The following is a 14,781-nucleotide window of genomic DNA, read 5'->3' as shown; positions in this document are numbered from 1 at the left end:
TTAGTAACTTAAGTTCTCATTGAAAACAGACAGCTTCATGGATCGTTTCTTCACCCTTCTGCTTTTTCTTATCGTGGTTTCCTGTTCTTCTTCCTCCCCAAATGATAGCTCGGGTTTTGATACTGTAACAGATCCTTCAGAATTGACAAACACGGAAGGCTTGAATCTGGATGATATTGTGCTTCCAGAGGGCTTTAAAATTGATGTGTTTGCCAGGGTGAATAATGCCAGATCGCTGGTACTAACTCCGGGAGGTACGCTATTTATCAGTAATAGAGGAGGAGGCAAAGTATATGCTATCCGCGATACGGATGGTGACTGGAAAGCCGACGAAAAGTATGTGATTGCGAGCGATCTCCGTTCCCCAAACGGAATAGCCTTCAGAGACGGATCGCTTTATGTTGCTGAGATATCCAAGCTTTGGAGGTTTGATAATATCGAGGTAAATCTGGATAACCCGCCAGAGCCCGTGCTGATTTACGATGATTATCCTAAGGATGGCCATCACGGATGGAAATATATAGCCTTTGGGCCGGATGGCAAATTGTATGTGCCCGTGGGTGCCCCATGCAATATTTGTGAAAGCAAGAATAAAATGTATGCGAGCATCACACGGATGAACCCGGATGGATCAGGTAGGGAAGTGTATGTGCATGGAGTGAGAAATACGGTAGGATTTACCTGGCATCCGGAGACAGGAGAGATGTGGTTTACCGACAATGGAAGGGATTGGCTGGGTAATGATGAACCGCCTTGTGAGTTGAACCGGGTGGAGAAAGCTGGTCAGCACTTCGGCTATCCGTATTGTCATGGTGGCTATTTGAAAGACCCTGAATTTGGAAATAAATATCCGTGCAGTGATTTTGTGAAACCTGCACAGAATCTGGGGCCCCATGTAGCACCCCTGGGAGTTAAGTTTTGTACCAGTGAGTCTTTTCCTTCAGTGTATACACACAAGATATTTATTGCGGAGCATGGATCATGGAACCGTGACAGTGGTGTTGGCCATACGGGGCACAAAATCACGATGGTCACTGAGCAGAATGGAGAGGGAGTGGCTTACGAGGATTTCGCTACAGGTTTTCTAAACAAAGAAACCAACACTGCCTGGGCGCGTCCTGTCGATTTGATTTTTGCACCCGATGGGTCAATGTTGGTTTCCGATGACTTGGCCGGAACAGTCTTTAGAATTAGTTATTCTAAATAGCTATTCTTCGTCTTTAGTAAAGGATGCTTGCAAGGTGCACCCCGGAAAGTCATCGTTAGTGTACGTTGCATTTAGGGTATTTCCGGAGACTGAGTAATTAACTGTATAGCATTCTGTATCGTCCGTTTGATCACAATAAACCACTTGAGATGAGGTAAGTGATTTGATCCTGAAAGTAAAAATCCCTCCATTTTCGGATGTAAAGTCAATGATACCAATTAAACCAGACTCAGTAACCTGAATAGCCAGACAGGTCAGTAATTCTCCGCAATCTTTCACTCCATTATCGCTGGCATTGCTGCAACCGGAAGCCGTGGCAAAATCTGCAGACCAGCTTCCAGTGAGTAGGGCCAGTGCATCCGCATCTATATTGCTATCGCCGTTTCCTCCATCATCTCCATCATCACTTCCACAGTGAGTGAAGCTAAAAGCTAAAGACAGCAGCAAGGCGGTGGTAAAAATTCTTTTCATATCGGTTTGTTTATTGTTTTACAAAAGATGCGGCATTTTGACAGCCATCACTAGTAAAGGTAACGGTCAGTCTTGTATTGCTGGTTTTGACATAGGTTGCAGGATCGTTATCATCACAGGATTCTCCATCTTCGCACAAATGAATGGTGGTTTCGGTTACCGTTAGTGTTCCGGTTTCCGTTTCAATTTGCTGCGTGTCAAAATTAGCTTGCTGCAATGTGTAGGTTCCATCTGCGTTGATCTCAATATTGATGCAGAAAGGGTCACAAGTAAGCGTTCCATTATCATCTGCTGAAGGACAGTTGCTAGTAACAATTTGTGTTGATTCCCAAGTCCCGACCAGCTCTGCTAAATAATCAGGGCCATCATCATCGCTTCCGCAGTTTATAAGAAAGAGCGGTGTAATGAGGAGAAGTAGTAAATAGAGTTTCTTTTTCATGTGTAATTGTCTTTTAGTTTCTGAACCTCAGACAATTTACTCACTTTTTTTCTTTCTTTTTTTGATTGTGTCACTATAGTGGAGGTAGAGGGTATTTATAAAAGCCAGAATAATGCCTACACCAATGGTGATATATAGTATGGTGAAGATTTTGCCCCATTCGGTTTGGGGCGCAAAGTCTCCGTAACCTATTGTGGTGAGCGTGATGAAAGAGAAATAAAAGGCATCCAGATAGCTCCATCCTTCCAGTTCGTGATACACCAGCGTACCAATGATCAGAATGGCCATGCCTGTGAGGAGCAGGTCGCGATACTCTTTATCCTGAAGGAATGATTTTATTGTTCGGAAGAGAATCATAATATCAAATTAGCCTATTTTTTATCTAATTGCTCCCCGTGCTTGTAGGTAATTTTTTCGGTCGGGTTTCCCTTTTTGTCATAGTATTGCCACTCTCCATGTCTCCGGTTTCTTACATAGTTTCCGGTATATTCCACCTGACCATTTTTATAATAGGCTGTGTAGGCTCCCTGTAGCTTATCCAATTCATAGTTTGCTTCTGCCTTCACATCGCCATTGGGATAGTACTCTATATAGGTGCCATACTTATTTCCAAACCGGTATTCTGTCTCAGAGATCTTTGTGCCATCCTCATACTGTTCCTGTACGCCATGCAGCTTCCCTTTTTCAAATCGCTGCACCTCCAGGAGCGTACCTTTCTGATCCCAGGCTTTCCATGTACCGTGAGGCAGTTCGTTTTGTAGCTCCTTCTGTGCAATGAGCTGGCCTTTATTTGTGAATTCTTTTATAGTTGCATTCTCACCATTGCCGGAGTAGGTCGATTCCAGCCATACTTCACCGTTTTCATGATAATCAAAACTTCTACCTACCCGATATCCATCCCGATATTTGTATTCGCTTTTGGTGTCGCCATTATCGTAATATACCAGATAATTGCCCTGGAGAGCCCCATTGGAATATGTGCCAATTGCTTTTAGCTGCCCATTTTCGTGATACGTTTTTACTGAACCGCTACGATCTCCTTGTTTATTTACAACCTCCATTTCCAGTTTGCCGGAAGGATAGTACGTCTTGTAGTTCCCATCTAAAAGTCCGTTGTGGTATTCTGCTTCTAGCTGAACCTGGCCATTTTCATAGTATTTTTTTGTGATGCCATTGGGCTTGCCATTCAGGTAATTGACTTCCTCTTTGATGTTTCCATTTTCAAAGTAGGAGTAGACCGGGCCATTGGGTTTACCATTTTCAAAAGTGGTGGCACCTTTCAGCTTGCCTGTCTCGTCATATAGTTTTATTTCCCCAACCAACGTGTCACTTTGGAAGGTAGCCTCCTGGATCAATTTTCCGTCTTCGGTAAAGACCTGTGTCAGTCCCTCTCGAAGGTTGTGCTCATAGGTCGTTTGCCTTTGCAGACTTCCATTAGGATAAAAATTTTTGAAAGCGCCGTGCTTTTTACCAGTTTCAAACGTACCTGTTACAATGACATTCCCACCTAAATCATACATTCGATATTCTCCGTCTATCAGGGAGCTGTCTCCATTCTGGAAAGCATATTCTTCTTTTACATGCCCTGATTCATAGTAGGTTTTGATTGGGGTTTGGCCAAAACATTGACAGTATCCAGCAAGGGTAAAAACTAGAATAGTTATTGTCTTTTCCATTTTTTAGGATTAATTGATGTGTGAAAAACTCCCCGAACTATTACAATACTTTCTCCCTCGTCTAGAGTAAAGTGAATCATAAAAGGAAATATTCTTGTTGGTAGACACCTTACCTCGCTATAACGTTTTTGATAATGTGGATTAATTTTTAATTGCTCAATTGAGCTTTTTATCTCTTCTAAAAAGAGAGTGCCCAGGCCTGGCTTTTGATTGTTGTACCAGTCTATGGCATCTTGAATATCTTCTTTAGCTTCTGACTCAATTTTAATTGAGTATTTCATCAATCGATCCTGAAATCATCTTTGATAGTATCCCACTCCAGAAGTAACCCTGGATTTTTTTTTGAGCTTTCTATTCGACTTAACACAACCTGCTTGTGTTCATCGGGGATATTAATATCCTTTTCCAATCCTAAGTTTTTGATAAGCTCTTTGAAAAAGGGAACTTTTTCATCCGGGATGTCTATTGTAAATCGGGTCATATCTCTATAAAAATACCTTCTTTAAATAAAAAGTCCAACGCAAAAACGCTGGACCTTAAAATAGATTGTTGGAATATTAAACCTTCTCCACAACAATGGCAGAAGCTCCACCACCGCCGTTGCAGATACCTGCACATCCGATCTTTCCCCCTTTTTTGTTCAGGACGTTTATCAGCGTGGCAATGATTCGTGCACCGGAGGTTCCCAGCGGATGACCCATAGCTACAGCTCCACCAAATACATTTAGTTTTTCAGGATCAAGTCCGAGTTTTTCCTGATTGGCAAGCGCCACCGCAGAAAATGCTTCATTGATTTCCCAGAAGTCTACATCACTTTGATTTACTCCGGCATGGGCGAGAGCTTTTGGAATAGCCAATGATGGGGCCGTGGTAAACCAGATTGGCTCCTGCGCCGCATCACCAAATCCCTTGATCTTAGCAATCACTTTGAGTCCAAGCTCATCCGCTTTTTCCTTGCTCACGAGAACAAGTGCTGATGCACCATCATTGATCGTGGATGCATTGGCAGCAGTTACAGTGCCCTCCTTGTCAAATACGGGGCGAAGCGATGGGATTTTATCAAAGTCTACATTTCTGAATTCCTCGTCTTCATTCATCAAAATAGGGTCTCCTTTTCGTTGTGGGATTTCCACCGGCACAATCTCATCTTTGAATTCACCTGCCTCGGTAGCGGCAGCCACTCGCTTGTAGGAATTGATAGCGAAGGTATCCTGGGCTTCCCTACTTATGTTCATTTCTCGCGCTGTGTTGTCAGCGCAGTTACCCATTGGGAATCCGTTATACACTTCCCAGAGTCCGTCGTGCATCAGCCCATCTGTCAGCTGACCGTGACCGTACTTATAGCCAAATCTTCCCTTGGGCATGTAATAGGGCACATTTGTCATGCTCTCCATTCCTCCGGCGACCACCACATCATTAATGCCGAGCATGATGGACTGTGCTCCCAGCATCACAGATTTCATCCCAGATGAGCACACTTTGTTCACCGTAGTGCATGGCACATTGTGGCCGATTCCTGCCCCGATGGCAGCCTGTCTGGCGGGTGCCTGGCCAAGGTTTGCAGATAGCACATTTCCCATGAACACTTCATTTACCTGATCTGCTGAAATACCGGATTTTTTTAGAGCTCCTTTGATGGCAAAAGTGCCTAACTCCGTTGCGGAAAATCCGGAGAGCTTACCTCCAAAGCTGCCAATAGGGGTTCGTACTGCAGATGCGATGTATACTTCTTTCATGTTAATTGTTTTTTTGTGTTTTGGTAACATGGAATTCGCATGAATGTGATCGCCTATTAAAAGATTGATTTCTAATCATGCTCATTTCATTTTAGGAGTGGGTTATTGTTTGTTTTTAAAATCAAAAAAAAGTCCCGATGGTTCAGATCGGGACCGCAAAGATCGTAAAATATGATGGTAAATCGTAAGGAAGTTTTTACCAATCGGGCTTATCACTTGGGGGACGCTTGGTCGGTTTTCTGCGCTGATGCTGCAGGTATTTGATTTCACTTTGGCGCATGGCTTCCAAAAGCTGCCGGGCCTTTTCCTCGCTAATTCCCATTTCTTCAAGCTTTTCTTTGGTCATCTGTTCCTCGGATTTTTCCTGTTGCTGCTCTTCACCTTCTTCCTGCTGGTTTTGTTGCTCTTCTTTTTGCTGCTCCTCTTCAGACTTCTCCTGATTTTCTCCCTGCTGGTTGTCTTTGTTTTCCTGCTCGCCTTCCTGCTTCTGATCTTGCTTTTGCTGCTGGTTCTCGTCTTCTCCGTCTTGGTTTTGCTGATCCTGATTCTGCTGATTCTGGTTTTTTTGCTGTTGTTTTTGCTCTTCCAGAAGCTTTTTCACTACTTCATAATTATATCGGGCCTCCTGATTGGCAGGATCCGCTTTGATAGACGACTTGAGTTGCTGAAGGGCTTCTTCTAACTTCCCTGCATCCTTGCTCATTACACCCAGCTGCTGTAGCGCCACAGACTTCAATTTTGTGTTTCCTGAAGAGGTAAGACTATTGTAGGCAAGCTTGGCACCTGCCGTATCTCCCAGATTGTAGTGTGCATGAGCGATATTCAACTTGATAGCGGGATCATCAACTTCCATGGAATCCCTGAGCAGGGTGAATTTTGAAAGTGCCAACTCATAATCACCAGAAAGGTACGCTTGTTCGGCTTCCTTTTTCAATGAGTTGGCTTTGGCTACCTCTTTTGGGTCTGTAATCACAACGGCCAGCAGTATGGCTAAAAGGATTCTCATAATTTGATCAATTTCACACTAAACAACACATCTAAAACCATGAGGAGGAGAGCTAATCCCAAAAAATAGAAATATCGATTTTGTGTGGCATCTACCTGCTTGGCATCTCTCATTTCACCTTCTACTTTATTGATTGCACTAATCAAACGAGCAACATCGTTTCTTGATTCATTTATTTCGAAATATTCCCCGCCGGCGTTTTCGGCCAGTTTTTCCAGCGAGGAAGAGTTGAGTTGGGAAACTACTTCTTTTCCACTCTTATCTGTTTTGAATCCGTTTCGAGTTGGAATCTTACTTCCCTTTTTTGTGCCAACACCAAGTGTAAACAACGTGATGCCTTCGGATTCCAGTTCGTCCGCAATCTCATCTGTATTGTCACCAAAGTCTTCACCATCACTGATCAGGATTGTGATTTTTGATTTTGATCGGGTCACTACCGTGTCATCTGCAATCAGTTTCTCGGTGGCCATTTCCAACGGTGGGCCAAAGTCGGTCCCGAAATTTGGAACCATGTCTGTATTCAGGGTCTGAATGAAGAGGTTGAGTGCATTGTTATCGTAGGTAAGCGGGCACTGCATGTACGCTTCGCTACTAAACATGATCAAACCGATTCGATCCGAATTGAAAGCTTCCACAATGTTTTTGAGCTCAAACTTGACCTTTTCAAGCCGCGATGGCTGCACATCTACGGCGTTCATAGATTGGCTAAGGTCAATACAGATGAAAATATCTTTCCCTACAGTCTTCACCTCTCTGGAGGTATCTCCAAAACTTGGGCCCAGCAGGGCTGTTATGATGAGCCCAAAGTACGCTTTGCGAAGGATCGTTTTGATCAAAACACGATTGGCCGGCAGTCCCAACCGTCTGGTAGTCATGATCACTCGCATAATGAATGCGACGTAAAGCAGAATAAATACTCCGCTGAGGATAAGCTCAAAAGTACCGATGGAATTCACCCATTTCATAGGCCGGCAAAACTAATTGATCAGGTGAAGGGATGGAATTAGTTTTTTATGGATTAACATTTTTTAATGAGAGTGGTGCTAATAAAGCCTCTTCTTTAAAATGATGGTGTTTCTCTGGCTGCTTTCGCAACTGCAAATGACATCCTGATACTTCAGGTAGCTTGGTGTATACATTTCTATGTTGATGAAGTACTTTCCCTGGCTCATAGTCAACAGACGAATGTTTTCATTGACTGGATCAAAGAATTGACCCTCGATAAGTCGGCCAACATAGAAGGTTGGATCCTTGCATGGGATTGAGGTATCGAGCGTAATTATATTTCCTACTGTTTTGGTAGTGATTTCCGGCATCTTTTTGAGAGCTCCGTCCAGCAGGTACTCTTTGGTGCCAATGCCGATATTTCCATACCCATAGTTCATTTCGGCCTTTAGCTGCCCCGAGGTATAGTAGAGTTTTCTGGAGCCATGGAGCCTATCATTCCGGTATGAGGTAGACGCATAGAGCTTGCCATCCTGGTAATATTTTTCGGAGACACCTTCGCGCTTTCCTTTGACGTAGGGCATGGCAAGCAATACAGTCTCTCCGTCATCATGATACAGGTAAGAAGTGCCATGTTTTACTCCCTGGTCGTAGTTTACGATGGTCTTGAGTCGCTGATCTTTAGTGTATTGGCGCACCTCACCATCTTTCATTTTTTTCGGATTAGGGTTCAGCGTTTCGTTTTCATCGATTAGCTCAGTCAGATTGGTGTAGACTGCACCCATGCTAAAAATAGTGAGGATGACTAGAGCGATTAGAATTTGCGTTTTATTCAAACCGATAAATTTTAAAAGGAAATTACTAAAGAATTAAGTCAACGAAATGGTTTTTTGAAGGTAACTTTTATATTTGCACTCCTTTTTAGAGGGAACCCATAATTAGGTTCATTTTTTGAAGGAGTGGGCTTAAATGTGAGTCCTAAAAATAGCAAAGCTAAATGCCACGGAGAGGTGGGTGAGTGGCTGAAACCACATGTTTGCTAAACATGCGTACGAGAAATCGTACCGGGGGTTCGAATCCCCCTCTCTCCGCTTGCTGGTTGCATAGCTCAACTGGATAGAGCAGCTGCCTTCTAAGCAGCAGGTTCGGGGTTCGAGTCCCTGTGCAATCACATAAACCCTGGCAGAGATGTCGGGGTTTTTTTGTCCTTTTCTTAGGATCAACAAAGTAATTCCCTCTATTTCCAAAATATGTGCTGCGAATGTAGTAATCGGTTTCTTAGCTCAACTGGATAGAGCAAGCTGCTCATTCCATTACGGCTTCTACAGCAGCAGGTTCGGGTCGGACGGACGTTTCCGTTCGAGTCCCTGTGCAATCACATAAACCCCGCAACAGCGGGGTTTTTTGTTGGTCACTTTTCAATCATCTTGCGTATTAAGTTTTATAACTTAACTTTCTGTCAATCAAAATCTGCCGGATATGTTGTCGCCGCTTCAAAAAGAGAAAATTTCCCATTATTTCAGAGTCGTATTGGATCAGGATAGAAATGGCGTGCTGGAGGCCAATGACTTCCGTGAAATAGGGGAGTCACTCTGTGTACTATGGACCTTTAAGCCCAATACCGAGAATTACGATCGGGTGATCAATCGTAGCATTCAAAGCTGGAATATGTTTCAGAAGTACTTTGAGCGGCAAGGGGGAGTGGCCAATGAAGAACACTTCCTGGAATTTTTTGATGACATGCTAAAGCCTGGTAATGAGAAGCTATACAAGAGTTGGGTGGTACACATGATCAGCTCCATTTTCGATTCTTTTGATCTCAATAAGGATGGGGTGATCTCAGTAAATGAATACTCAGATATGTTCATGTGCTACCACATTCCTATAAAGCACTCTGCAAAAGCTTTCGTAAAACTGGATCGTGATGGGGATGACTTTATTACCAAAGAGGAGCTTATGAAAGCAGTGGACGAATTTTTCATGTCCAGTGATGGGAAGTCGCCTGGTAATTGGCTCTTTGGATTTTGGGGAGACAGAGACTAAAAAAACCTCGCTTTCGCGAGGTTCTCACCGCCTAATCATACACTTGTTTGGCCCGTAATCGAACCGCCTAAGTTTCGTTTACCTTACACCAACGGCATTTGATTGATATAGGTCTGGCATTTTTCTTTTGTTCCTATGTACAGGATTTGAAGGTTCTTTTTCACCATCCAGTCACCGGATACATCTCTGGTAAGCTTGATCCGATCTTTCTTCGCAAACAGTCTAAACAAATTACCCATAGCTCAATTTTTTAATTATTATAGTTCAAAGTTCAATTAAAATAGTCCTATTTTTTGTAAGTATCGTACCATAATTATATCTAGTTAATATGACTATAATTTTAATTTATTGCACTATTCCAATTAGATCCTCAAGCTTTTTTTTAATAATCATTAATGAATACTATTTGGACATATAATCAAGCGTAAGGCCCATCATGGCCTTCATGCCTAGCTTCATTCCAGCATCATCCACATAGAAGTCAGGAGTGTGATGCCCTGCTACTTCCTTGGGGTCTCTGTCCGGTGGGCAGCCACCTACGAAGAAGTAAAGGCCGGGAATTTGTTCCTGGAAGAATGAGAAATCCTCAGCACCTGTAATGGGTTTGATGATCTCCACATTCTCTTCTCCGCCAGCTCTTTTCAGTGTTGGAAGCATTTTCTCATAGAGCGATGGCTCATTGTACGTTACCGGATATCCTTCATCTATCCAAACTTTTACTTCCGCATTGTTCGACTCGCCTGTGTTTTGAGCTACTTCCCTGATGCGCTCCAGTATCTCGGTGCGCATGTCTGCATCCAGGGTTCGGATGGTGCCCAGCATATAGAGATCTTCAGGAATGATATTGTATCGTACTCCTCCGTGGATTGCCCCGATGGTGATGACGGCTGGTGCTTCCGTTAGCTTCATGTTTCTGCTAATAATAGATTGGAAGTTATTGATCATTTGCGCAGCAGTCACTACTGGATCAACACCATCCCAGGGTGCAGAACCATGTGCCTGCTTTCCTTTGATGTCTATTCGCATGGAGTTTACTGCGGCCATGATTCCTTCAGGTCTTACCTTCAGTGTGCCAACAGGTGTTTGTGCATTGATATGAAGACCGAAGATGGCCTCTACATCCGGATTTTTCAATACACCTTCTTTTACCATCAGCTTTGCGCCCCCTTCTTCACCTTTAGGTGCCCCTTCTTCAGCTGGTTGGAAAATGAATTTCACTGTCCCTGGCACCTGATCTTTTATCTCCCAAAGCATCTTGGCAACACCCAGCAGGATGCTGATATGGGTATCATGTCCGCAGGCATGCATTACAGGTACCTGCTCGCCATTGTATTCGCCCATTTGTGAAGATGCCCATTCCAGTTCCACTCGTTCTTTCACCGGCAACCCATCTATATCTGCCCGCAGACCCACTACCGGGCCGGGTTTTCCACCTTTAAGTATAGCCACCACACCGGTTTTAGCAACCCCTGTTTGAGGTTCATAACCTATATCTTTCAGAATAGATGCAATGCGCTCGGCAGTCTTAAACTCTCTATTACTGAGCTCAGCATTTTGATGAAACCAGTGTCGCCACTCAATGACATCTCTTTCTGTCTGAGCCACCAGCTTTTCAATTTGTTTATCAAATTTCTGTGCCAATAGGCTTTGGGTCACCACTATGGCTATTAAGGTTATAAAGATTTTTTTCATACTTCAATTCTTTTTTAAACCCAAGATACAACTCATCCTGTTTTTTCTACAGTTCGGTCAGAGTAATTAGAAAAGGGTGCCCATGTCTTAGACTTTTGGCTCATGCTAAAAGCGAAGGTTATGAAAGCACTGCTGTACTCTATTTTTTCTTTACTTTTCTCGAGCCTGTCAGCGCAGGTAACGATATCGGGAAGAGTTATCGAAAAGTCAGGAGAACCTCTATTGGGTGTCAATGTGTATCTCAAGGGAACTTACGATGGAGCGACCTCTGATATTAATGGCAATTTCTCCTTTACTACTTACGAAAATGACAGTTTAGTACTGATCGCATCATTCATTGGCTTTCATGAGTCGATCCAATCCCTTGAACCTAAAAGTCAAAAACTCGAAATTATATTGAGGGAAAAGGTAAGCGAGTTGAATGCTGTAGTGATCACTGCGGGTTCATTCAATGCTTCTGATGAAAATAAGCGTGTGGTTTTAAAACCGCTGGACATTGTAACAACTGCTGGGGCCACAGCAGACATTCCAGGTGCATTGAATACCCTGCCCGGAACGCAAACTGTTGGTGAAACCGGAAGGCTCTTCGTTCGTGGGGGTGATGGAAGGGAGACTAAGACCTTCATAGATGGAATGCTGGTGCATAATGAGTACAGTCCATCAGCACCCAATACCCCTGGCAGAAGTAGATTCTCTCCATTCATGTTTAAAGGGATGAGCTTTTCTACCGGAGGTTATTCCGCAGAGTATGGTCAGGCACTTTCTTCCGCGCTGATCCTCCAATCCAAAGACATAGCTGAAAACGACCGTTCTGATATCTCGCTAATGTCAGTGGGCGCAGATGTATCTACCACCCAATCGTTTGAACGAAGCTCGGTTGCAGCAAAAGTTCAATACACTAATCTGACACCCTATTTTGCCATAGCTCCGCAAAATCTGAAATGGGAAAAAGCACCGGAAGAGGTGAATGGTAATTTGGCTTATCGATTGAAAACCGGGAAGACTGGCTTGCTGAAGTTCTATACCAATCTCAGCACTTCTAATATGGACTTATATGAGGCTGATATTGCCAATCTGGAAGTTCAGCTTCCTGTCAGGGTATCCAATGATTATGTCCATTTCAACACGTCCTATCGGGAGGTGATCAGTGATAGGTGGGGCCTAAGAGGTGGGCTTTCGCTGACCCGAAGCAATGATTTTGCTTCGTTAGATCAAGACAGCAGAGAGCAGGAGCTATTGGGTTTTCATGGTAAAGCAGTGGCTGACTACCAGCACTCAGACAGGGTAGGAGTTCTATTCGGTGGAGAAGTTTTTAGCAGAGGGGTCGATCAGGTTCTAACCAATGAATCAGGACCTTTTGAGCAGAGTTTTGATGAGCGGATTGCCGCAAGCTTTGTGGAAACCGAAACTTTTGCTTCTTCATCTCTGGCTTTTAAAGCCGGGCTGAGACTTGAGCATAACAGCCTCAACGAAAAGGCCACCCTGACACCTCGTTTTTCCGCAGCATACAAAATCGGAACCAACAGTCAGGTGTCCTTGGCCCATGGCCAATTCTACCAGGCACCCCAGAGTCAGATTTTATTAATAGATCCGAAAGTTCGGCATGAGCGGGCAGATCATTACATCGCCAATTATCAGTGGAGCAAGGAAGGGCATAGCTTCCGAATTGAGCTCTATGAAAAACGCTACGATCAGCTGATAAAGTACTCTAGCATCTACGATCCAGCTACCTACTGTTCCGATGGAAATGGCTTTGCACGAGGTATTGACCTTTTCTGGAGAGACAACAAGACCTTCAAAGGCATGGATTACTGGGTGAGTTACTCATATCTGCTCACAGAGCGAAATCATCAGGATTATCCCGGATCTTTTACCCCGGCATTTGCATCTACGCACAACTTTTCACTGGTTACAAAAAAGTTTATTGATGAAATTAAGAGTCAGATTGGCGTCACCTATTCGTTTGCAAGTAGCAGGCCATTCAACGATCTAAATAGCGACACCTACCTCTCTGGGAAGACACCAGCTTATCATGACCTGAGCTTCAATGTCAGCTACTTGTATAGCAGCCAGGTGATCATCCATGCAATGGTCAATAATGTACTAGGGATCAACAATATATATGGATATGAATATGCAAATCATCCGAATGGAGATGGAATCTATGCAAGCAGACCGATCACGCCAGCTGCAAAGCGATTCATATTCCTTGGGGTGTTTATCACACTTTCAAAAAACAAAGGCATTAATCAATTACCAAATCTTTAAATCAAAACAATTATCAATTATGAAAAGGAATTTAATACTTCTGCTAGGCATCTTATGTGCCACTTTCGCCTTCGCCAATGGTCAGTTTGAAAAGGCGATGGGCAAGAATATTCCAGCCATGTTTTCGGCAGGTAGTCCGGAAGAGCTTCAGGGGGTGATCAATCAGCTCGAGAGGATAGGAGAGGCCGAAGGCGACCGGTGGGAACCCCACTACTATGTAGCGTTTGGATACCTGCGAATGAGCGGGATGTATGAGAAAGCTGAAGAAAAGGACAAGTACCTTGATCTTGCACTCGAAGCAGTAGAAAAAGGGGAAGCCATCAGGCCAAGCGATTCGGAACTGGAAGCTATGAGAGGATATATTCACATGATGCGATTGGTGGTGGATCCGGCTACCAGAGGAATGATGTATAGTGGCATGGCATTTTCATCATTCCAAAAAGCGATCAAACTGAATCCAGACAACCCACGAGCTCATTTTCTTCTTGGCAGAATGCAATATGGTACAGCCCAATTTATGGGAGGTGGAAATGCAGAGGCCTGCAATAGTCTGTCTAAAGCCCTTGCACTTTTCGAGGAGAATAAAGAAACGGAAAATCCACTTGCACCAGGGTGGGGTAAGGAGAGTACTCAGGAAGCAATCAAAGAGATCTGTGAGTGATTTTTTGCAACCTAGGGCTTAATGGGAATAACCCCCAGGTTATCATTTACTTCTCTATCCCCTCCAGGTCCAAAAGCAATGCGTACTGAAGTGCGTTGGTTTTATACCTCTTGAATCGGCCTGATGCACCATCGGACTTCCATTTTGGCTTCCGGATCAAGGTGGTTTAGTTTTTCATACACATGCCCATTGGACAGTGATTCGTCATAGATTTTTTTGATGGTTTCTTCGTGTTGTGCGCTACTTAGAATTGGTAGGAGGAAAAGGATTGAGATTAATTTTTTCATGGTTTCAATTTAGGTAAGATGGCCACTGGCTCAAAACGATAGTTGATGAATGGACTAGATTTCATTCAACAACACCGGTTCAACCCTATGCCCCCCTTCGTACCAATGAAGCCTGGGTTCTTTCCCTAGTGCTTCTCTAACCACCTTATTCTGGTTTTCGATCATTTCTTGTTTGAAATAAATGTCTTCTCTGCTAGTGTAGTAGTGGGTTTCTTCTTTTCCTGTCAGGTATTTCCAGTCATCAGGATTGGTATCAGGAGGGAAGGTTCCTGCCCAGATGATCATCTTTTGGAATGGGATTTTGGCATGAGCTGCATACCTGCCCATGGTAGCTGTGCCCTGGGAAAACC

At 43.7% G+C, this 14,781-nt stretch carries 18 protein-coding genes and 2 tRNA genes; 6 read left to right on the top strand and 14 right to left on the bottom strand.

Features of this window, described 5'->3' with window-relative positions; translation table 11 throughout:
- The first annotated feature begins 19 nt into the window (after positions 1-19).
- Positions 20-1,207, top strand: coding sequence for a PQQ-dependent sugar dehydrogenase (locus tag RLN88_RS07350; protein WP_350220743.1), 1,188 nt, complete (start codon positions 20-22; stop codon positions 1,205-1,207).
- Here the strand turns inward: RLN88_RS07350 and RLN88_RS07345 are convergent, their stop codons facing one another.
- The 10 genes from RLN88_RS07345 to RLN88_RS07300 form a co-directional block, all read right to left on the bottom strand.
- Positions 1,208-1,678: a hypothetical protein gene (locus RLN88_RS07345; protein ID WP_350220742.1), complete on the bottom strand. Its 471-nt coding sequence runs from the start codon at positions 1,676-1,678 to the stop codon at positions 1,208-1,210.
- A gap of 10 nt (positions 1,679-1,688) precedes the next feature.
- Positions 1,689-2,117: a hypothetical protein gene (locus RLN88_RS07340; protein ID WP_350220741.1), complete on the bottom strand. Its 429-nt coding sequence runs from the start codon at positions 2,115-2,117 to the stop codon at positions 1,689-1,691.
- A gap of 36 nt (positions 2,118-2,153) precedes the next feature.
- Positions 2,154-2,474, bottom strand: coding sequence for a potassium channel family protein (locus tag RLN88_RS07335; protein WP_350220740.1), 321 nt, complete (start codon positions 2,472-2,474; stop codon positions 2,154-2,156).
- A 14-nt stretch (positions 2,475-2,488) separates the two neighbouring features.
- Positions 2,489-3,793 (bottom strand): toxin-antitoxin system YwqK family antitoxin, encoded by a 1,305-nt coding sequence (locus tag RLN88_RS07330; protein WP_350220739.1) that lies wholly within the window; start codon positions 3,791-3,793, stop codon positions 2,489-2,491.
- Positions 3,778-4,074 carry a type II toxin-antitoxin system RelE/ParE family toxin gene (locus RLN88_RS07325; protein ID WP_350220738.1) on the bottom strand — a complete coding sequence of 99 codons (297 nt, stop codon included), beginning with the start codon at positions 4,072-4,074 and terminating at the stop codon, positions 3,778-3,780. Before RLN88_RS07325 ends, RLN88_RS07330 begins: the two co-directional genes overlap by 16 nt.
- On the bottom strand, positions 4,074-4,274 hold the full coding sequence (locus RLN88_RS07320; protein ID WP_350220737.1) for a hypothetical protein: 201 nt from the start codon (positions 4,272-4,274) through the stop codon (positions 4,074-4,076). The genes RLN88_RS07325 and RLN88_RS07320 overlap by 1 nt, the downstream gene beginning before the upstream one ends.
- A 76-nt stretch (positions 4,275-4,350) precedes the next feature.
- On the bottom strand, positions 4,351-5,529 hold the full coding sequence (locus RLN88_RS07315) for an acetyl-CoA C-acyltransferase (protein WP_350220736.1): 1,179 nt from the start codon (positions 5,527-5,529) through the stop codon (positions 4,351-4,353).
- A gap of 196 nt (positions 5,530-5,725) precedes the next feature.
- The gene (locus RLN88_RS07310; RefSeq protein ID WP_350220735.1) at positions 5,726-6,535 is read right to left on the bottom strand and encodes a hypothetical protein; all 810 of its coding nucleotides are present in this window, start codon (positions 6,533-6,535) and stop codon (positions 5,726-5,728) included.
- The gene (locus tag RLN88_RS07305; protein ID WP_350220734.1) at positions 6,532-7,500 is read right to left on the bottom strand and encodes a vWA domain-containing protein; all 969 of its coding nucleotides are present in this window, start codon (positions 7,498-7,500) and stop codon (positions 6,532-6,534) included. The genes RLN88_RS07310 and RLN88_RS07305 overlap by 4 nt, the downstream gene beginning before the upstream one ends.
- A gap of 78 nt (positions 7,501-7,578) precedes the next feature.
- Complete coding sequence (locus RLN88_RS07300; protein ID WP_350220733.1) at positions 7,579-8,316, bottom strand: toxin-antitoxin system YwqK family antitoxin; 738 nt, start codon at positions 8,314-8,316, stop codon at positions 7,579-7,581.
- 168 nt (positions 8,317-8,484) lie between these two features.
- Between RLN88_RS07300 and RLN88_RS07295 the strand changes: the two genes are divergently transcribed.
- From RLN88_RS07295 to RLN88_RS07285, 3 genes are all read left to right on the top strand, one after another.
- A tRNA-Ser gene (locus tag RLN88_RS07295) sits at positions 8,485-8,571 on the top strand.
- Between the two features lie 6 nt (positions 8,572-8,577).
- Positions 8,578-8,651 (top strand) — tRNA-Arg (locus RLN88_RS07290).
- Between the two features lie 308 nt (positions 8,652-8,959).
- Complete coding sequence (locus RLN88_RS07285) at positions 8,960-9,523, top strand: EF-hand domain-containing protein (protein ID WP_350220732.1); 564 nt, start codon at positions 8,960-8,962, stop codon at positions 9,521-9,523.
- Between the two features lie 83 nt (positions 9,524-9,606).
- Here RLN88_RS07285 and RLN88_RS07280 read toward each other — a convergent pair whose 3' ends face one another.
- Positions 9,607-9,762 carry a hypothetical protein gene (locus RLN88_RS07280; RefSeq protein WP_350220731.1) on the bottom strand — a complete coding sequence of 52 codons (156 nt, stop codon included), beginning with the start codon at positions 9,760-9,762 and terminating at the stop codon, positions 9,607-9,609.
- 163 nt (positions 9,763-9,925) lie between these two features.
- Positions 9,926-11,215 (bottom strand): amidohydrolase, encoded by a 1,290-nt coding sequence (locus tag RLN88_RS07275; protein WP_350220730.1) that lies wholly within the window; start codon positions 11,213-11,215, stop codon positions 9,926-9,928.
- 120 nt (positions 11,216-11,335) lie between these two features.
- On the opposite strand from RLN88_RS07275, the gene RLN88_RS07270 reads away from it, so the two are divergent.
- A complete protein-coding gene (locus RLN88_RS07270) occupies positions 11,336-13,483 on the top strand; it encodes a TonB-dependent receptor (RefSeq protein ID WP_350220729.1) in 2,148 nt (715 codons plus the stop codon).
- A gap of 19 nt (positions 13,484-13,502) precedes the next feature.
- Complete coding sequence (locus RLN88_RS07265; RefSeq protein WP_350220728.1) at positions 13,503-14,144, top strand: hypothetical protein; 642 nt, start codon at positions 13,503-13,505, stop codon at positions 14,142-14,144.
- Positions 14,145-14,245: 101 nt separating this feature from the next.
- Here the strand turns inward: RLN88_RS07265 and RLN88_RS07260 are convergent, their stop codons facing one another.
- Complete coding sequence (locus tag RLN88_RS07260; protein ID WP_350220727.1) at positions 14,246-14,431, bottom strand: hypothetical protein; 186 nt, start codon at positions 14,429-14,431, stop codon at positions 14,246-14,248.
- A gap of 54 nt (positions 14,432-14,485) precedes the next feature.
- Positions 14,486-14,781, bottom strand: a 296-nt coding sequence (locus RLN88_RS07255; protein WP_502880101.1) for an alpha/beta hydrolase, incomplete at its 5' end; no start/stop codon positions are given.

Origin of the sequence: Ekhidna sp. (assembly GCF_040223195.1) — a bacterium.
In the GTDB taxonomy this organism is placed as follows: domain Bacteria; phylum Bacteroidota; class Bacteroidia; order Cytophagales; family Cyclobacteriaceae; genus Ekhidna.
This window is presented reverse-complemented; position numbering and strand designations above follow the sequence as displayed.